This window comes from Acinetobacter sp. ANC 7912 (assembly GCF_039862785.1).
In the GTDB taxonomy this organism is placed as follows: Bacteria; Pseudomonadota; Gammaproteobacteria; order Pseudomonadales; family Moraxellaceae; genus Acinetobacter; species Acinetobacter thermotolerans.
Genome location: NZ_CP156795.1, coordinates 1965491 through 1984633 on the forward strand (window position 1 = coordinate 1965491; position 19143 = coordinate 1984633).

Annotated in this window: 12 protein-coding genes, 1 tRNA gene and 3 pseudogenes; 7 read left to right on the top strand and 9 right to left on the bottom strand. The window is 39.7% G+C overall.

Annotated features, from left to right (window positions below):
* Positions 1–56 precede the first annotated feature (56 nt).
* Positions 57–272: a hypothetical protein gene (locus ABEF84_RS09710; protein ID WP_034582931.1), complete on the top strand. Its 216-nt coding sequence runs from the start codon at positions 57–59 to the stop codon at positions 270–272.
* A gap of 141 nt (positions 273–413) precedes the next feature.
* Here the strand turns inward: ABEF84_RS09710 and ABEF84_RS09715 are convergent, their stop codons facing one another.
* Together ABEF84_RS09715 and ABEF84_RS09720 are read right to left on the bottom strand one after the other, a co-directional pair.
* The gene (locus ABEF84_RS09715) at positions 414–653 is read right to left on the bottom strand and encodes a hypothetical protein (RefSeq protein WP_034582936.1); all 240 of its coding nucleotides are present in this window, start codon (positions 651–653) and stop codon (positions 414–416) included.
* A 489-nt stretch (positions 654–1142) separates the two neighbouring features.
* Positions 1143–2654 carry an aldehyde dehydrogenase family protein gene (locus ABEF84_RS09720; RefSeq protein WP_034582938.1) on the bottom strand — a complete coding sequence of 504 codons (1512 nt, stop codon included), beginning with the start codon at positions 2652–2654 and terminating at the stop codon, positions 1143–1145.
* A 207-nt stretch (positions 2655–2861) separates the two neighbouring features.
* Between ABEF84_RS09720 and ABEF84_RS09725 the strand changes: the two genes are divergently transcribed.
* On the top strand, positions 2862–4043 hold the full coding sequence (locus tag ABEF84_RS09725) for a transcriptional regulator (protein WP_034582940.1): 1182 nt from the start codon (positions 2862–2864) through the stop codon (positions 4041–4043).
* Between the two features lie 324 nt (positions 4044–4367).
* On the opposite strand, the gene tnpC (ABEF84_RS09730) is transcribed toward ABEF84_RS09725, so the two are convergent.
* From tnpC (ABEF84_RS09730) to ABEF84_RS09750, 5 genes and pseudogenes are all read right to left on the bottom strand, one after another.
* Positions 4368–5993: an IS66 family transposase gene (gene tnpC / locus ABEF84_RS09730; protein ID WP_347473660.1), complete on the bottom strand. Its 1626-nt coding sequence runs from the start codon at positions 5991–5993 to the stop codon at positions 4368–4370.
* A gap of 74 nt (positions 5994–6067) precedes the next feature.
* A complete protein-coding gene (tnpB, locus tag ABEF84_RS09735; RefSeq protein WP_176536922.1) occupies positions 6068–6403 on the bottom strand; it encodes an IS66 family insertion sequence element accessory protein TnpB in 336 nt (111 codons plus the stop codon).
* Positions 6400–6783, bottom strand: a complete 384-nt coding sequence (gene tnpA / locus ABEF84_RS09740; RefSeq protein WP_005404026.1) for an IS66-like element accessory protein TnpA — start codon at positions 6781–6783, stop codon at positions 6400–6402. Before tnpA ends, tnpB (ABEF84_RS09735) begins: the two co-directional genes overlap by 4 nt.
* 250 nt (positions 6784–7033) lie before the next feature.
* Positions 7034–8206 carry an iron-containing alcohol dehydrogenase gene (locus tag ABEF84_RS09745; protein ID WP_034582942.1) on the bottom strand — a complete coding sequence of 391 codons (1173 nt, stop codon included), beginning with the start codon at positions 8204–8206 and terminating at the stop codon, positions 7034–7036.
* Between the two features lie 148 nt (positions 8207–8354).
* Positions 8355–9044, bottom strand: a pseudogene (locus ABEF84_RS09750) (IS982-like element ISAba825 family transposase); the annotation flags it as partial.
* Positions 9045–9082: 38 nt separating this feature from the next.
* On the opposite strand from ABEF84_RS09750, the pseudogene ABEF84_RS09755 reads away from it, so the two are divergent.
* From ABEF84_RS09755 to tnpC (ABEF84_RS09770), 4 genes and pseudogenes are all read left to right on the top strand, one after another.
* Positions 9083–9223: pseudogene (locus ABEF84_RS09755) on the top strand (IS1595 family transposase); the annotation flags it as partial.
* Between the two features lie 87 nt (positions 9224–9310).
* Entirely contained in the window at positions 9311–9694 is a 384-nt protein-coding gene (locus ABEF84_RS09760) for a transposase (RefSeq protein ID WP_001055585.1), read from the top strand.
* Entirely contained in the window at positions 9691–10026 is a 336-nt protein-coding gene (tnpB, locus tag ABEF84_RS09765; protein WP_000618091.1) for an IS66 family insertion sequence element accessory protein TnpB, read from the top strand. The genes ABEF84_RS09760 and tnpB (ABEF84_RS09765) overlap by 4 nt, the downstream gene beginning before the upstream one ends.
* Positions 10027–10100: 74 nt before the next feature.
* Entirely contained in the window at positions 10101–11705 is a 1605-nt protein-coding gene (tnpC, locus tag ABEF84_RS09770; protein WP_347473671.1) for an IS66 family transposase, read from the top strand.
* A 300-nt stretch (positions 11706–12005) separates the two neighbouring features.
* Here the strand turns inward: tnpC (ABEF84_RS09770) and ABEF84_RS09775 are convergent, their stop codons facing one another.
* A complete protein-coding gene (locus ABEF84_RS09775; RefSeq protein ID WP_347473672.1) occupies positions 12006–17090 on the bottom strand; it encodes a hypothetical protein in 5085 nt (1694 codons plus the stop codon).
* Positions 17091–17657: 567 nt separating this feature from the next.
* Positions 17658–17734, bottom strand: a tRNA-Ile gene (locus ABEF84_RS09780).
* Between the two features lie 326 nt (positions 17735–18060).
* Between ABEF84_RS09780 and ABEF84_RS09785 the strand changes: the two are divergent.
* Positions 18061–18939: pseudogene (locus ABEF84_RS09785) on the top strand (IS982-like element ISAba825 family transposase).
* The last annotated feature ends 204 nt before the right edge of the window (positions 18940–19143 follow it).

Genomic DNA, 19143 nt, shown 5'->3' on the forward strand with positions numbered 1-19143 from the left:
TACACACCTGAGTTTCAGACTATGACATAAAAGGGACAGGCATAGGAAATGGAGGAATGATGATGTCATCAAAAAATCCAAACCAAGAGCTATTGGAACAGTTGCAAGAGGAGTACCAAAAGAAACACTTGCAGCAACAACAGCAACAGCCTCAACATGGGCCGGTCAATTCTCCAAAAAATAACCAGCATGAACAGGATCAGCGGGTATTTAACAAACAGCACCGCAAAGATCTCCATGGACAGGATACCCATGGTAATCACAGTAAATAATCTGATTGCTGGAAATACAAAGCTCACGTTAAGTGGGCTTTGTTCGTTATGATGGTTAGAAAACTAAGGAAAGATTGATAAAAACTGAAATTAAAAAAGCCCGATCTAAAATTAAATCAAACATATTTCTCTTGAAAAAAATTATTCTTTGCTCCTAGCACCTGCAAAATTATGTGCGGTAATCAAAATCCCATATTTAGCATTCAGATAATCACCGCCCCGGATCACATCTGCACCATTGGCATGTTCGACCGTGAGTGTCTGACTTAAAGCATCATAATGAAAAGAATCATAGCAGTCCTGATGCAGGCTTAGCCAATGCAAGGTATCTGCCAGATTATCATCAACAATATAGGTATCAGCCTGAAAGTCTTTGCTCATGTTGCACCAGTGGAAACTCTTTATTCAGGTGGTATTTTAGCGGAATCTTCCAAATTTCAGGCACAAAAAAAGTGAGCAGATGCTCACTTTTTTCTGTTCAGTATCAATCTTTATTGACCCCACACTTGCGACATTCCCAATGGGTTCCAATCTCTTCCATATGTTGATATTCATAAATGTGCAAGCAGAATAGTTTTTTCAGTAGTTGAAGCATTATAAAACTCCCGTTTCATCATTTTTAAAATACGCTTCTTTAGGCACCCTTCCTGAGTGTTGATTTGTTGTTCTGGATAAAAACCACCTCTTACTTATAACCAGAATTTTTCAAAATGTAAAACCTATTTCATTCATTTTTTCAACTTTCCGATAAAGTTAAATTTCAATTGATTCATGTTTTTAATTAGCATCTGTGATCTATATCTCAAATACCACTTATTAAAGATTCTCTACTATAAAAAAGCGAACCGAAGTTCGCTTTTTTGCTTTTATTTAGAAGAAACCAGCTGGCTTGGTTGAATAACTCACCAACAGGTTTTTGGTCTGCTGGTAATGATCCAACATCATCTTGTGGTTTTCACGACCGATCCCGGATTTCTTGTAACCACCAAAGGCTGCATGAGCAGGATAGATATGATAGCAGTTGGTCCAGACACGACCCGCTTCAATCGCACGGCCAGCGCGATACGAGGTATGTGCCGAACGTGACCAGACACCAGCACCTAGGCCATAAATCGTATCGTTAGCAATCCTGATCGCATCATTAAAGTCTTTAAAGGTGGTTACTGCCAGCACTGGCCCAAAAATTTCTTCCTGGAAAGTACGCATGTTATTGGTACCCTTAAAGATGGTTGGTTCAATGTAGAAGCCTTGCCCGACTTCCTGACGTGCACCGCCACCAACAAGCACTTCTGCACCTTCGCCGCGACCTGTTGCAATACAACCCAGAATCTTGTCCTGCTGTTCCTGCGATGCCTGCGCACCAATCATGGTTTCAGTATCGAGTGGATGACCAGTTTTGATTCGTTTGACTCGATCAATTGCCAGTTCCAGGAACTGATCTGCAATACTTTCCTGTACCAAAGCACGTGATGGACAGGTACAGATTTCGCCCTGATTCAGGGCAAACATGGTGAAACCTTCCAGTGCTTTTTCCAGATAATCATCTTGCTGTGTCATGACATCTTCAAAGAAAATATTCGGTGATTTACCACCAAGTTCCAGTGTTACCGGAATAATATTTTCAGTGGCATATTGCATGATTTGCTGACCTACAGCAGTCGAACCGGTGAAGGCAATTTTGGCAATACGCGGATTCACAGCCAGTGGACGTCCCACTTCAATGCCATAGCCATTCACAATATTTAGCACACCTTCAGGTAACAGGTCCTGAATCAGTTCCACCAGCACCAGAATGCTGACCGGGGTTTGCTCTGCCGGTTTCAGAACGATACAATTGCCTGCAGCCAAAGCCGGTGCCAATTTCCATGCTGCCATCAAGATCGGGAAGTTCCATGGAATGATCTGACCAACCACACCTAAAGGCTCATGGAAATGGTAGGCAATGGTATCTTCATCAATCTCAGAAATACCGCCTTCTTGCGCACGGATACAGCCAGCGAAATAGCGGAAATGATCAATCGCTAAAGGAATGTCAGCGGCCAGGGTTTCACGGATTGGCTTGCCATTGTCCCAGGTTTCAGCCACTGCCAGCAGTTCCAGATTGGCTTCGAGACGGTCGGCAATTTTTAACAGAAGATTAGAGCGTGTGGTTGGCGAAGATTTATTCCATTGCACTTTAGCTTTATGCGCAGCATCCAGCGCCAGTTCGATATCTTCCACGCTAGAACGCGGCACTTTGGTAAATGGCTTGCCATCTACAGGAGAAATATTGTCAAAGTATTCGCCTTTGACGGGTGGCACCCATTGCCCACCAATAAAGTTGTCATACTGGGCTTTGAAATGAACTTTTGAGCCAGGCTGGTTCGGATCGATATAACGCATATGTATTTCCTTTGCTTATTTTAATCTTTAAAAATGCTGCATCTACAGCTTTGGTATAAGGTACATCCGTACTCTATTTAGTTAACATACGCGTTATAAGGTTGGAGAAAGGTTGGCACTCAACCGATTTACATTTCTTTTGATTCCTCATAAAAACAATAATAATTACATTTGGATGTAAATCATGAATTATTGTGAGAATAAGGAATGATGACAGAACAGAGCTTAATACAACAAAGGCAAAAAATTGATCAGCTTCGTCAAAGCAGCAGTTTATCGCCTTCACATGCAGCACAACTCGAACAGAGCATTGTTAGCTCCTGGCAGCGCTCTTCTTTAGCCGAGATTCCCAAAAATCGTCTGGCTGCCCCATTAACAGATATAAAACAAATCAGCACTTCTTCGGCTTTAAGTCATGCCTTGGAACATTGTGCGGAAAATTTAAAGCATATTGCTGAACAGTCCTCTATGGTTTTGGCCGTTGGAGATATTGGCAGTACGGTACTATGGAGAGCCTCCTGCCCTGAATTGCGCACAATTGCTGATAATATTCATTTAGTTGAAGGAGGTCAGTGGCGTGAGGAACTGGTCGGAACCAATGCCCTTGCCCTATCCATTAAAACCCAACAATCGAGCTGCGTGTTTTCCAGCGAACATTACATGCCATCAGTACAAGATCTGGTCTGTTATGCCTCCCCCATTATTGATCCTTATTCCAAACAGATTCTAGGGGTCATTGACCTGTCCACCCACTGGCAAAAACATAATAGCTTAGGGCTATTAGCAGCCGAACGTTGTGCATCCATCATTCAATCTGCTTTACTGGAATCGCAAAAACAGCGTTTATATATTCGTGCCTTTTCTGTACCTCAGGTGATTTTTAATGGTAAGACCCTGACCATAACCCCACGCCAGACTGAAATTCTCGCTATTTTGGCTTTATGCCCACAAGGTTTAAGTCTGGATCGCCTACATCAAGCACTTTATGGCGAGCGTAAAGTCAGCATGGGTACGCTAAAAGCTGAAATGTCACAGTTACGCGATATTCTGGGCGGTATGCTTGGTTCGCGTCCTTACCGTTTACTGGCGCATGTTGAAGCGGATTTCTTACAGACTGAACAGTCGCTTGATGCTGGTTATATTGATTCAGCCTTAAAACTGTATACCGGAGTCTTTCTGGCAAAAACTGAAAGCCCATTTTTATGTGCTTGGCGGGATTGTCTGGAATCACGTCTCAGTGATGCCATTTTTAAAGCCAATGAAACTGATGTATTACTTAAGCATGTTGCTCGCTTTCCTGAAGCAATTGATGCGGTTGAACGTCTGATTGAACTGATGCCAAAAGGTCATCCAGTACATCAAACCCTGCTTAAATTTCAGGATATTTAAAAATCAGATCATTTCTTGTTTGGCTTCTCGTTAGCAAGATAATTACGGCTATCTTCCATTAAGAAGATTTCAACTTATAAAAATATAAAAAGCATTTAACTACTTTAGAATTATAATTTTTTTATAACATTTTATTGATTTAGCTCATGCTACGAATAAGCTTTTAGCAATACTCTGCTCATTCCAGTATTTTATTATTATCGAATTCATTCAGTTAATTTTAATAAGCTATACCCTGATGAATTAACTGCCCAAATATATTTTTTGAAAGCAAAAATTTAGGCAAAAAAAGGTAAGCGTCCGCTGAACCCCATGCCTATTTTTTTAATTTGAGTTGGATTTCCAGCGATGTGGTAGTAATTCTTCTATTTGGGTCGCTTTATGCGTCGGCAGCCTTTTCAGCACATCACTTAAATAGGCATACGGATCCAGCCCATTTAGCTTTGCTGACTGGATTAACGTCATGATGTTTGCCGCTCGCTGACCACTGCGCAGCGAACCTGCAAACAGCCAGTTCTTGCGCCCCAACGCCCAGGGACGCATCTGATTCTCGACCCAATTATTGCAAATAGGTAGATTGCCATCATCCAGATAGCGGCTTAAAGCTGGCCAACGCTTCAGAGTGTAATTGATCGCCTTGGCGGTGGGAGAACTCGATGGCACTGTCAGATGATATTGGTTGAGCCATTCATATAGTTGTTGCATCACTGGTTGACTATGCTGTTGTCGGTATTCGCGGCGGTCTTCCGCTGTACCATCGGTCTTTTTCCTGAGTTCTGCTTCTATCGCATACAGTTTCTGAATCAGCACTAATGCCTGTTCAGCGACCTGACTTTTCCCGGTCACATGCAGTTCATGGAATTTACGACGTGCATGGGCCATGCAGCCCACCTCTATGACCTGGCCTGATTTAAAGCGTGCTTTATAACCACTGTAATCATCACAGACTAGATAGCCCTGCCAGCCTTTCAAGAACTCTGCAGCATGCTGGCCTGAACGACTATCCTGAAAGTCATAGATCACTGCCTGAACTGGATTGTACTGTGTAGTGGCATAGGCCCAGACATAACCTTTCTTCGGTTTTTTATCATTCTCACCCATCCGCATGATGGTGACCGGTGTTTCATCTGCATGCAGCACCTGCTGTTGTAGTACCACCTCTTTTAAGGCATTGGCCAGAGGTTCCAGTTCTACACCGCAGCGACCTATCCAGTCAGATAAAGTTGATCTAGAAAGTTCGATTCCCGCCCGCTGATAGATCAGACGTTGACGGTACAGCGGCAAATGATCGGCATATTTCGATACCAACACATGGCTGAGCAGTTCAGGTGAAGCAATGCCTTTATCAATCACATAGGCGGGCATCGCTTGCTGAGTCAGGGTGTCACACTGATCACAGACCCATTTGCCACGGACATGCTGTTCCTTATAGAACTGTGCCGGTCTGAAATGCAGTTTTTCACTGACATCTTCGCCGATACGACGGAGTTGGCAGCCACAAGCGCATTGGGTTGATGCAGGTTCATGCTCAATACGGATGGTGTGTAGATGAGCTGGCAGTGGTCGACGTTTAGGTTTATTGGTTTTGGCTTTCTGTGTCGCTGCATCGGTTTTGTCTGCATTTAGCCGTTCCAGTTCTAGATCAACCGCGGCAATATCTTCTTCAACCGCTTCGTCCCACAGGTGGATTTGTTTGGTCGTTAAGTGTTCATTCTTCTGGGCGAACTTATGCCGTTTAAACAGCGCCAGTTCATGCTCGTATTTTTGAGTGAGAATAGAAAGATGTTGAACTTTAGAATCTAATTGCTGATTGGTGACTTCAAGATGTTGAACTCTGGCATCTAATTGCTGGTTTGATTGTGCTAGAGACTGATGCTGCAGCGCCAACTGCCTGGTGAATTCCAGCAGTTGTTCATGGGTCAGTTGGCTTAAGTCAGGCAGCGTATTCATGACCGCAGTATGCCTGAGGTCATGAGAAGAATGAAATAGAACGTTTGGAGAATAGCAGAATGGAACAGCCTGGTTTAAAGCATCGTCACCACCTGCTGTCGTCCAATGCGCTGCCAGGGCAAACCTTGGATCAGTGCCTGTAACTGTTCCGGACTGATCGCCATGCTTTCACCCTGGTGAACCTGCGCCCAGTGGAATTTTCCCTGTTCCAGCCGCCGGGCACACAGCCAGATGCCCAGTCCATCATGTACCAGCACTTTCATGCGATGGCCACGTTTATTACAGAACAGGTAAGCACAATGCGGTTTAATGTAGCCAAAGGCTCTCACCACCTGAGCCATGATAGTATCCATCCCTGCTCGCATATCCAGAGGTTGGCTAGAAAGCCAGATTTCATCAATGCGGATCATGTTGCAAGTGCCTTGAGTAATTCTGCTAAAGCAGATATTTCTGATACTTGCCATTTCAAGCCAATTTCTACTTTTGAGTGGGGTAAAGTAATTTGAACCGTTAACATGTCAGTAGGAGTAGGATCTAATGGTGCAGAGCAAGATAAGGCAATAAATGCAGGTTTATTCGGTAGTGGTGAGCGATCATTCCCTGGCTTACCATCAATTAAGCGAATCCATTTGGATACAAGATTTGTATTCAATCCATGTTGCAAAGCGACCGAAGCAATTGAAACGTCCGGTGCTTTACAAGCCTGAACGATCTGCTGTTTAAATTCAGCACTGTATGTTCTTCGTTTTTTCGCAAGAGATGCGATGGATGTCTGGTGATTTGTAGTCATAAATTTTAGTCCCCACTTGTTTTTAAGTGGGGACTAAATTAAGGCTTATAGGATGAATTCATAAGGTGTGTTCAGCGGACGCTTACAAAAAAAGAGCAACGCCTGCTCCATATCCTTATCAAGGGTGGTAAGGATCAGCCAAGATCATCGCATGGGGATACGTTTATCTTGGCGCACTTCCTAAGAAGCGCGAACAGGGTTGCATAAAATGTAAGTCTGCCGAGTGGAGAGAATCGACTTACATAGAGGCTTACAGCGCCGCTTTAAAAATCTCTACGACTTGTGCATGGCTAGCCTTACGCGGGTTGGTCAGCATACAGGCATCCTTTTGCGCATTTTCTGCCATAATGGCAAGGTCTTCCTCTTTAACCCCTAAGCCTTTCAGACCAGATGGAATTCCAATTGAAGCTGAAAGCTGGCGAATCGCGTCAATCGCTGCATAAGCTGCTTCAGTCACAGTTAATCCTTCAGTATTTACACCCATCAGCTGGGCAATTTTTGCATAGCGATCCGGACAGGCAATCAGGTTAAATTCGCATACGTGCGGTAGCAAAATCGCATTACATACACCATGTGGCAGGTTATAGAAACCACCCAGCTGGTGTGCCATCGCATGCACATATCCGAGTGATGCATTGTTGAATGCCATGCCTGCCAGATACTGTGCATAGCTCATTGCATCACGCGCTTCAATATTTTCACCATTTGCCACTGCCTGACTCAGCCATTCACTGATCATGGTAATGGCTTTCTCTGCACAGGCATCTGTGATCGGATTGGCTGCTATAGAGACATAGGCTTCTACCGCATGAGTCAGTGCATCCATACCTGTTGCCGCAGTTAAGCCTGCTGGCTTGGCAATCATCAGTTTTGGATCATCGATCGCAATCAGTGGGGTACAACGCCAATCCACAATTGCCATTTTGACATGGGTATCGGTATTGGTAATGATACAGAAGCGTGTCATTTCCGACGCAGTACCCGCTGTAGTATTCACTGCAATAAGCGGTGTCATAGGCACAGTACTTTTATCAATACCTTCATAGTCACGGATATGACCACCACCAGCAGTGACTAGACCAATACCCTTGGCACAGTCATGTGATGAACCGCCACCGAGCGATACAATAAAATCGCAGCCGTTGTCATTGTAGGCTTGCACGCCATTATGGACGTTAATATCGGTTGGGTTTGGTTCTGCACCTGGGAAGATATGGCTGTCAACACCAGCCTCTTTTAAATAATTTGCGATGGTATCTGCGACACCAAATTTGTATAAGCCTTCATCGGTCACAATCAGGGCTTTCTTGGCACCTAAATTTTGTGCTTTAACGCCAATTTCTTTGGCACAGCCTGGACCGAAAAGTGAAACACAAGGGATATAAAAACCGTTTGTTTGATCTGCGATATTCTTAAAAGCCATGGTTCGATTCCTTCTACCATTCATCTTATTATCGGTGACCCTCACCGTGATTTAAGTATTGAATGAAGAGAAAAAGAAACCCACCTACCTGAGACCTACCTTTTATAAAGAGTTTATTTTTTTAATTATTTAAACGCCAATCTCAACTTTAAATAAGCTTTTCAAATTGAATCGGCGAATAACCACATTTTTTATTCATAACGACGCAGACCGTATGTGACAAAATCTTTCTGATAAAACGATGCGATAAGCGCCATAAATCTCTTGCCCTTACTTTTTGAATATTAAAGCGATCAGTTAATTGACCAATGACCGTTTCAATTTTCCTTCGTGCTCTCATAAGCAACCTCATTGATTCTTGAGATCTAGAGTCCGGCATATTCTTTCTTAAAGGAGTTTGTAGATCAACATACTGAAATTTATAGTATTCTTTCAAGCTGGGTCTTAAGTAACCTTTATCTGCACCTAGTAACCCATGAATATTTTCTGTGATTTCTGGTGCAACATCACGCTCATCTACATTTGCTGGAGCGAAAGTATAGCCAGTAATCATACCCTCCAAATTAATTACAAGATGCCCTTTAAAACCATAGTATTTCTCTTGTTGTGCAGCACAATAACTAAAACCTGCATGTTCTTTGAAATTCTTGTGTCTTTTTGCTCGACTATAACGACAAACAGGTATAGGAAATCCATCAATAAAATGAATATGATCCTGACCATAATGTGCAGTTAATTGGGCTGTGATTTTTTGATGAACTTGCCATAAGTTTGCACAATGCTTACAAAAGTTAGGATATGAACCTAAATGAGGGAACCAACTTAAGTAATTGTTTTGGCTCTAGACTAGCAAAATGATTATGTTAGTCTAGAATCATGATAGAAAACAGTAAATTAAGTCACTACAAGATTAAAAAAATTATTCAATGCTTTTGTGTTGATATTCCTGCTTCCAAAACAGCCTTATTACTCAATTTAAATCGTAATACGATTAACTATTGGTACATGCTTTTTAGAGGTAAGCATCCGGCTAACACAGCCTTACCAAGCGATCCTATAAGCCTTAATTTAGTTCCCACCTAAAAACAAGTGGGGACTTAATCCATGAACATGGATATATATTCAGCAACACCTCCTGTTGCTAAAAAACGCAGAAAATACAGCAAAGAATTCAAACTCAGTATTGTCAATGCCTGTAAAAATCCTAATACCTCGATCGCTTCGGTCGCACTGCAACATAGTATTAATGCCAACCTTGTCAGTCGTTGGATCAGGATCTTCAGCCATCATGAGGGTGCCGTACAGGATCCTACTCATGTGAATCCAGCATTTATTGCTTTGCCTTACACTGCTGCAATCAGCCAACCTATTGATGAGAGGATCACGTTGTGTATCACCGTGCCTCATACGAATAATGATATTCAGCTAAAATGGCAGACATCAGAAATACCTGCCTTGGCAGAATTACTCAAGGCACTTGCAACATGATCCGCATTGATGAAATCTGGTTGTCTACTCAGCCCATGGACATGCGTGCAGGTATGGATACGACCATGGCTCAGGTGGTGAGAGCCTTTGGCTACATCAAACCGCATTGTGCTTACCTGTTCTGTAATAAACGTGGCCATCGCATGAAAGTACTGGTACATGATGGACTGGGCATCTGGCTGTGTGCCCGGCGGCTGGAACAGGGCAAATTTCACTGGGCTCAAGTTCACCAAGGTGAAACCGTGGCCCTCAGCCCGGAACAGTTACAGGCACTGATCCAAGGTTTGCCCTGGCAGCGCATTGGACGACAGCAGGTGGTGACGATGCTTTAAACCAGGCTGTTCCATTCTGCTATTCTCCAAACGTTCTATTTCATTCTTCTCATGACCTCAGGCATACTGCGGTCATGAATACGCTGCCTGACTTAAGCCAACTGACCCATGAACAACTGCTGGAATTTACCAGACAGTTGGCAATGCAGCATCAGTCTCTAGCACAATCAAATCAAGAATTAGAAAAATCAAACCAGCAATTGGATGCCAAAGTTCAACATCTTTCTATTCTCAATCAAAAATACGAGCATGAGCTCGCACTATTTAAACAGCACAAATTTGGCAGTAAAAACGAACATCTCACCGCAAAACAAATCCATCTGTGGGACGAAGCGGTTGAAGAGGATATCGCAGCAGTTGATTTGGAACTGGAGCGGCTGAATGCAGATAAAACCGATGCAGCGACAGAGAAAGCCACAGTCAACAAACCTAAACGTCGACTGCTGCCGGATCATCTACACACCATCCGTATTGAGCATGAACCTGCATCAACCCAATGCAGTTGTGGCTGCCAGTTACGTCGTATCGGCGAAGATATCAGTGAAAAACTGCATTTCAGACCGGCACAGTTCTATAAGGAACAGCATGTGCGTGGCAAATGGGTCTGTGATCAGTGTGACACCCTGACTCAGCAAGCGATGCCCGCCTATGTGATTGATAAAGGCATTGCTTCACCTGAACTGCTCAGCCATGTGCTGGTATCGAAGTATGCCGATCATTTGCCGCTGTACCGTCAGCGCCTGATCTATCAGCGGGCGGGCATTGATCTGTCCAGATCTACTTTATCTGACTGGATAGGTCGCTGCGGTGTAGAACTGGAGCCTCTGGCCAATGCCTTAAAAGAGGTGGTGCTGCAACAGCGGGTGATCCATGCCGATGAAACGCCGGTCACCATCATGCGGATGGGTGATGATGAGAAAAAACCGAAGAAAGGTTATGTCTGGGCCTATGCCACTACACAGTACAATCCAGTTCAAGCGGTGATCTATGACTTTCAGGATAGCCGTTCAGGTCAGCATGCAGAAGAGTTCCTGAATGGCTGGCAGGGCCATCTGGTCTGTGATGATTACAGTGGTTATAAAGCACGCTTTAAATCAAGCGATGTCATTGAGGTGGGCTGCATGGCGCATGCACGTCGTAAATTCCATGAGCTACATGTGACTGGGAAAAGTCAGATCGCTGAACAGGCATTACTGATGATTCAGAAACTGTATGCGATAGAAGCAGAACTCAGGAAAAAGACCGATAGTACAGCAGAACACCGCCGCGAATACCGACAACAGCACAGCCAACCGGTGATGCAACAACTGTATGAATGGCTCAACCAACATTATCTGACGGTGCCATCGAGTTCTCCAACCGCCAAGGCCATCAATTACAGTCTGAAGCGTTGGCCAGCCTTAAGCCGCTATCTGGATGATGGCAATCTACCCATTGACAATAACTGGGCAGAGAACTCAATGCGCCCCTGGGCATTGGGCCGTAAGAACTGGTTGTTTGCAGGTTCGCTGCGCAGTGGACAGCGAGCGGCAAATATCATGACTTTAATCCAGTCAGCAAAGCTGAATGGCTTGGATCCGTATGCCTATTTAAGTGATGTGCTGAAAAGGCTGCCGACGCATAAAGCGACCCAAATAGAAGAATTACTACCACATCGCTGGAAATCCAACTCAAATTAAAAAAATAGGCATGGGGTTCAGCGGACGCTTACCTCTGAAGAGCAAATAATGTTGAGTCAAGAGTTCTTTAAAAGAGATGAGGAAAGAAGGTTGAAACATACAAAAGACTGATCATTACCTTGATTAAATATGGGAGATTTAGAAAGGTGATATTTGATTAATTTTAAATCAATAACTAAAAATAGCGTTGTTTAGCGCTATTTTTAGTAAAAAACCGAAATATCTACACCCCAAAAAAGTCATATTGTAAATTATATTACATGAGAAGAGTTTTATTACTCTGAATGGCTGCCTTACCCTTTAAGCAGCAATTTTCCTAGAACGGACCAAATGTTCTCGAAGGTAGTAGGCTCGTGCAGAACCTGTTTCTACGAGCCCAGTCAAGAGAACAAGACAGATCTGATACATCTTACGACTAAGTATTCCTCGATTTTCAACTTGTAAATATCTTGCAATGGACATTTCTAAATAGAATGCAGTGTTAACCTGCTTTGCTATTAGATCAGAGTCATTGGTAAATTTTTCAGCTAGAATTTGAATACCTTTATCAAAAAACAAATCATAAAAATGATATATCAGCGAAGATAAAGCCATAAAAACATGACTGTTATTTGCAGATTGCTTAGCAAAATCTAGTAAATGCTTAACACCTTTTTCCATACATTTTCTTTCACTTTCATGCCCTTGCCACGGAGTATCAGCATACAACTCCCCCCGTAGTAATTTATTCAAGTCATTCTGAAGACCTTGATAAGGATCATTAACATCATTTATGGCAATCTTATGTAGTTCTGGCTCTATTATTTTCCATAATGACCATATAGCATCAAAATCATTTTCTTTCTCTGCAGCAACGTCAAATGATAATTTCACTGAATAAATAATACTTGGGGCCTTCAAACATCCAGAAATAATTAAATCTTTGAATGGTACAAAACCGTTTATTTTCGAATGTATTAGCTGTTCAGTAAAACAAGATTGTATTTGCCATTTTATTTCATGATTCATTTTATCTTCATTACGAGAATGGTATTTCCTGTAGTCAGAATCAAAAATAAAATTTACTAATTTTAAGATTAAATCAATTAGCTTTGAATCTTTTGGATTCATAGGAATCATTAACATGGGTATATGTAATAACCAAGATGCATGACTTTCTAAACTAATATCATCTACATGAAAACTAAATGTTCCCTCGAGTAATTGTTGGCGAAATTTTCTTAATTTTGCATCCCATTGTTTCTGAGCTACTTCTAGCTCCTTATCTTTTAAATAATAAAACCTGCTGTTTTCTTGCTCTTGAATTCGAAATTTCGCATACTCAATTACCCCATTTAAACAATGTCCTGCTAATTTTTCATCTATTGACCATAGGTAATCTCTTACTCCTTTAGCAGCTAAAGCACCAATATTATGGTTGCCATGTGTTAATGCAGTAGCTAAAGAAAATTTCAGATGATTTAAGATTTCGGGCTCTAACTTTAATTCAAATAACTTAGGTAGAATGTATGCGCATGCACCATTGCCGAAATGAGTTTGATTATATCGAAATTCCACTTCTAGATTATCGGGGGATTCTATAACTGAACTTACAATAATCTCCAAGCACCATTCGATATCAACCGAAGATAGATCTTGAATCTTATCTCGAATACAAACAACTGCTACAGTTTTTATGGCTTCGACTGCTAAATGCAGATGATTTGATACTCGATTATTTTGTAAATCAATCAGCAATTGTTTTGCAGATTCTAATCCAGCTTCATATGAAGAAAAATATTCTTTTTTGAATTCTTTCTTTTCAAATAACTCTCTCGCCCATAAATTTAATCCAATTATAGCGTTATCAAAATCATGCTGTTCAATGAATGTTTGTTGATCTTGTTTTAAGTCCTCTGGGAGTTCCGAAGCATTCTGAAATAAAATCCGATTATTTTCTTTATCCTCAATAATTTGCCATTCTCTTGTATCTATTCGATTTGCTAGATACCTAACGTAGGTATCATCACTTGTAGATGCCTGCTTTTTCAAACTGTCCACAATTGGAAGTACGTCTTCTCTAAGATCAGAAAACTGAAGCTTTGTTAATAATGTCTCCAGTGTTTCTTTTCTCCATGGTCTAAGAGCAGATTTTTTCCTTTCCTCAATGTAAATACCTGTCATTACATCATTATCATAAGCATTAAACCAATGAAGTTGGTCTTTTCCAGCTTCGTGCACAAATCTGCTCATATCAATTAAATAGAACTCTGCAATATTCAATATAGGAAATACAGCCTTCCTTACTTTATTTGGAAATCCTATTGCAGCAGAGGCAAGTACTGAAGTTATCAGGACTGAGTTGCTATTTTTTAATAAATAATTATAGATCCAGTCTATTTGATTATTTTCACCACTACTTTCTATATAGCTTATTAACCAATTTTCTAAAGCCATCAGAGCACATTGCAACACATATGGTATATTGGAGTGACCTCTATATCCCGACCAGAACTCTGTAGTAACAAATTGATCTATAGATGTTCCATCTTCTAAAATTAATCGTTCTAAATGTATTTCACAACCTTCCCTTTTAAGATGTTCAATATATTTTTCCGTTGCAAAATTACAAAGTTTAAGTATGAAATCTAATGCTTTTTTAGGGTGGTACTGCAATAAATACTGAAAAGGTCCTTTTGCCCCACTAGGCGCAAAAAAATCGCGATTGTCATCCAATCCGTATCGTTCATCACCCCGAATGCTTTCATATCTCGACCAACTATCTTTTCTTCTTGGTTCTAGCACCCACTCATGTAGTGCTAATCTTATTATAAAATCAGGCAGGTTCTTACATAACATTGGTACATGTATTCCAACCAAAGCTAAACTGGTTAATTTATCTACATAACTCAATCTTCTAGGATTAACTTTAGATACAAAAACATCTTGTACCATTAACTGGTCAAATTCAGTTTCTATTGAGGGAGATACTTTAAGTAAAACACTGATGATTTTTTTCCTGCCAACTTTATTTTGGTAATCTTTCTTTAAAGGCTCTAATAACCAAAGAGCTAATAAACCAACAATTCTTGATTCGGACGGAAGATCCTCGTTAATGTTTATAACACTATGCCATTCATTAATTAGCTCAATAATATGATTATGGATAGATTTGCTTAATTCATTTCTATATTCGTAAATAAAATTAAATAGGGCTTCCCACCCTTTTCCATAAGGTACTAGAAATAGAGTCCGGAGTATGCCTGAGTTCTTATCTAATGTGAGTGAGTCAACAAAATGTGAATTTGGTTTTTGACAAGTAATTCTTAAAATGAAACAAAAACGAATCAATAATGCGCAATCGTTTTTAAGAAGATTATCTTTCATTGACTGTAAGAATATATTTGGAGAATCATGCTGTAAAATTGCAGCCATCGTTTCATCTTTCCAAAAATTTTCTATATTTTCAGCTGTTAATATCTCTTCAACAAAATCATAAGCAGATTCATCAAATTGCAATCGGCGGTATAACCACAATCTAAAAGCTCTATTTATAGCAGGCTCATTACCTATAGCAGATAGAAATTCATCTATATTATCTATGTTATATTGATATTTTTCTTCAATAAACTCCTCTAATGCCCAATCCTCTAGCACATCATGGGGTAAGCTGATAGTTGAGTTATTGGGATCTCTATAAATTAAGTTATCTTCTTCAAGTTTGGATATTACCTCTAAATCAAATGGGTCTGCGGAAATACCAAACACCATTTTTTTTGCTCGCTGTGTAGCAATTTCAATAAATGCTTTTCTACGTCTTAACGGCATACCAGATTTTCGGTCTTGATCTTTAGCAATAACTGAAGACCAAACATTCTTTCTAAAGTCAATTTCAGTATCACCTGTTCCAAATTGTGCTCCATTAGCTATCGCACGAACAGCAATATCAATAAAAAATGGTATCCGAAGAATACCCACTAATGCATCATTTGATATTAATGTCTTAAGCTCAGGGACATGTTCACAAACTTGTTTTATCTGTTCTTCAGAGAAACCTTCGATATTTACACTAGTAAAATTGATCTGATTCTGTTGCAAAAAGTGAAATGAAAGCTGTTGAAATGCGTAATCACGCCCTGTTGCAATAATGGTCCATCCTTCCTGTTGTCGGATAAACTGAAGTAAATCAATAAATGCTTCTTGATGATCAAGTTCTAATATTTTTTCAATAGACTCAATGACTAAAATTTTCTCAGGAATTAGAGCAAAAAAACCTTCAATCTGACCTAAGGTTGAACCCATTCCTATAGTTGAGAACACATCATTAAGATGAGTGCGGTTTAAATCTTCAGCTCTAAGGTAAAAAACTGGAACACCCTTATTTTTACTCGAAATAAAATCTTTTACTATACTTGATTTTCCAGAACCCCTAGATCCTGTTACAAATACAAAATCGCTTGTATCATAAGCTTCTGAAATTTTTAGTAAATAATCATCTCTACTAACATGAAAGCCTTGTATTTTGTTTGAAATACCCTCATAGATGAGAAGTCCACGCTCTTGGAGTTTAAGAAAATCCATTTCAAAATTAACTTTACTATTAACATGAAATAAATCTCTAACCTCATGAGGAGTATTTTCAAGCGTTAGTGTTCCTGCATTTTGGTTATAGTCCTGAACACACGTAATAACTTTAGAGAATATGAGTTCCGGTGATTCATCCGAATGACATTGAATAAGTGAACATAATAAGTGAGCAACTACCGAATGTTTAGCATCTAAATCAAAAGAAACTAGATAAAAAACTCGCAGAAACTCCCACAATTCATCGTCAGTTATTGCCTGACCACCATTAGCATGACCTAACTGCTTTCTTAGAGCCTCTAACTTATTCAGCTTTGCTACACTAGTAAATCCTTGAGTCTTTGATTTTTTAATAAAGTCTGAGGCGCTTGATGAATACCTAGCCCATTCTAAGAGTGGAAGCGTATTAGCTATATCTAACTTAGGAAGCGGACCTGTAATCAAAGCAATTGCATCATTATTCCTATTAAAAGAATCACTCTGAAAGTCTTCCCATGCACTCCTTATGACATCTGAAAAAATAGAACTCTTTTCATCACTTCCAATGGAATCACTTATTGTTATTTCATGCTTAATCTGAGCGTATAATTTACTTCTATTACCAAATTTATCTGATGCGACTAAAACAAAATCATCAGTATTCGAACCATCATATTTGTTTTGAAACTTTAGTTCTTTAGGCCTCATAGTTTGAGGTAAACATGGAACACAAGATTGAGTAAGTAATGCTATAGCAAATGAGGCTTGAACTCTAGTTTCAAAATTAACACCACCTCCACCTGTAGAAAATGGATTGCTTTGTTTTTTTGAGTCCACGCTCATTTTGCTGCTCCCTCAATAAATATTTAACACTATAATTTTTTAATTATTATAGCTAATTCAAATATTTAATATATACGATCCAAGTTAAATTCAAAAAGAATTGCCTGTACACTCATAAAATCAGCTCAATTTTTTACTTGTATCTTAATATAATGATTTCTTTTAGGCCTGATCCATATTTTTGCTTTTATATAAATATCTTCAAACTAATTATCAAGTATTAAGACAAAGTCATTTCTTTATATAAACTCCCCAAACCTTTCACCGTTTTCTCCAGGATTTTTAGGCGATATGCCCTATACCGCGTATTCTAAAAAATTCCCCACAGAGTCTCATTTCTCTGCTCATAGCGAAAATTGAAACTTGAACTTCTATGATGATCAGCGTCATCAATTTCTCTATTCACAGAAAAAGTGAGAATGCAGTGAAAGTAAGGGGCTGATATTTTATTAAGACCATCGGATTATTGGACTAATGGACCACATGCGGTCTATGAAAATTTGAAAGTGAAGTTAATTTCAGGCATAGAAAAACCCCATAAACCATTGGTTTATGGGGTTTAATAACTGGTGGGCCCACACAGACTCGAACTGTGGACCAACGGATTATGAGTCCGCTGCTCTAACCGACTGAGCTATAGGCCCTATATAGCGAAAACCTTATTTATCAATAGGTTTAAGCGAGATGAATACTAGCTAAGATTTTTTTAAAAGACAAGCTTTTTTCTAACTGCTTGTATACTTCATCAACAGTAAAAAATCAGCTAAAAATTTTCTGACTAATTATCTTAGACTTTAGCAGCAACCTGAAGATCATAAATTTTCAATATCACAATTCCATCAAAAAAATATGGGCTTTCTCATTACTTTTAGAAATAAAATTTCAAACGCCAATCTCAACTTTTTAAGTCATTGAAATAAAAAGGACATAACCTCATTTTAAATCCGTCTATGAAAATAAAATTACAGTTATGTCCACTGAAGAATTTATCATCATTGTCTATTTAATCATAGAGGAAATTTACCCAACTATAGTCTCTGAACCATTAAGAAAACGTGGTTTTCCACCTGCTTTAACCGATATTGAAATTATCACAATGCAAATTGTTGGTGAGTGTCTCAAAATGGATACGGATAAAAGCATATGGATGTTTTTTTAAAAACAATTACTTAAGTTGGTTCCCTCATTTAGGTTCATATCCTAACTTTTGTAAGCATTGTGCAAACTTATGGCAAGTTCATCAAAAAATCACAGCCCAATTAACTGCACATTATGGTCAGGATCATATTCATTTTATTGATGGATTTCCTATACCTGTTTGTCGTTATAGTCGAGCAAAAAGACACAAGAATTTCAAAGAACATGCAGGTTTTAGTTATTGTGCTGCACAACAAGAGAAATACTATGGTTTTAAAGGGCATCTTGTAATTAATTTGGAGGGTATGATTACTGGCTATACTTTCGCTCCAGCAAATGTAGATGAGCGTGATGTTGCACCAGAAATCACAGAAAATATTCATGGGTTACTAGGTGCAGATAAAGGTTACTTAAGACCCAGCTTGAAAGAATACTATAAATTTCAGTATGTTGATCTACAAACTCCTTTAAGAAAGAATATGCCGGACTCTAGATCTCAAGAATCAATGAGGTTGCTTATGAGAGCACGAAGGAAAATTGAAACGGTCATTGGTCAATTAACTGATCGCTTTAATATTCAAAAAGTAAGGGCACAAGAGATTTATGGCACTTATCGCATCGTTTTATCAGAAAGATTTTGTCACATACGGTCTGCGTCGTTATGAATAAAAAATGTGGTTATTCGCCGATTCAATTTGAAAAGCTTATTTAAAGTTGAGATTGGCGTAATTTCAACTATATTTTTATACTTTACAGCTATAAATTTAAGAAAGTTTTATCCACCTAGAAATAGAACAAAGTTGAATATGACCCACCTTCAACTTTCTAGAAACTTAGGCTTTGCGTTCAATTTTTTCGTCTTTACGTATATCCATATAAATTTCGATCAAAGACCATACAACAATGAGTGCAAAAA

What these genes read in the sequence shown, in the direction of transcription:
- ABEF84_RS09710 (WP_034582931.1), top strand. Translation starts at nt 57, where the DNA reads ATGATGATGTCATCAAAAAATCCAAACCAAGAGCTATTGGAACAGTTG.
- ABEF84_RS09715 (WP_034582936.1), bottom strand. Translation starts at nt 653, where the DNA reads ATGAGCAAAGACTTTCAGGCTGATACCTATATTGTTGATGATAATCTG.
- ABEF84_RS09720 (WP_034582938.1), bottom strand. Translation starts at nt 2,654, where the DNA reads ATGCGTTATATCGATCCGAACCAGCCTGGCTCAAAAGTTCATTTCAAA.
- ABEF84_RS09725 (WP_034582940.1), top strand. Translation starts at nt 2,862, where the DNA reads ATGATGACAGAACAGAGCTTAATACAACAAAGGCAAAAAATTGATCAG.
- tnpC (WP_347473660.1), bottom strand. Translation starts at nt 5,993, where the DNA reads ATGAATACGCTGCCTGACTTAAGCCAACTGACCCATGAACAACTGCTG.
- tnpB (WP_176536922.1), bottom strand. Translation starts at nt 6,403, where the DNA reads ATGATCCGCATTGATGAAATCTGGCTTTCTAGCCAACCTCTGGATATG.
- tnpA (WP_005404026.1), bottom strand. Translation starts at nt 6,783, where the DNA reads ATGACTACAAATCACCAGACATCCATCGCATCTCTTGCGAAAAAACGA.
- ABEF84_RS09745 (WP_034582942.1), bottom strand. Translation starts at nt 8,206, where the DNA reads ATGGCTTTTAAGAATATCGCAGATCAAACAAACGGTTTTTATATCCCT.
- ABEF84_RS09760 (WP_001055585.1), top strand. Translation starts at nt 9,311, where the DNA reads ATGAACATGGATATATATTCAGCAACACCTCCTGTTGCTAAAAAACGC.
- tnpB (WP_000618091.1), top strand. Translation starts at nt 9,691, where the DNA reads ATGATCCGCATTGATGAAATCTGGTTGTCTACTCAGCCCATGGACATG.
- tnpC (WP_347473671.1), top strand. Translation starts at nt 10,101, where the DNA reads ATGAATACGCTGCCTGACTTAAGCCAACTGACCCATGAACAACTGCTG.
- ABEF84_RS09775 (WP_347473672.1), bottom strand. Translation starts at nt 17,090, where the DNA reads ATGAGCGTGGACTCAAAAAAACAAAGCAATCCATTTTCTACAGGTGGA.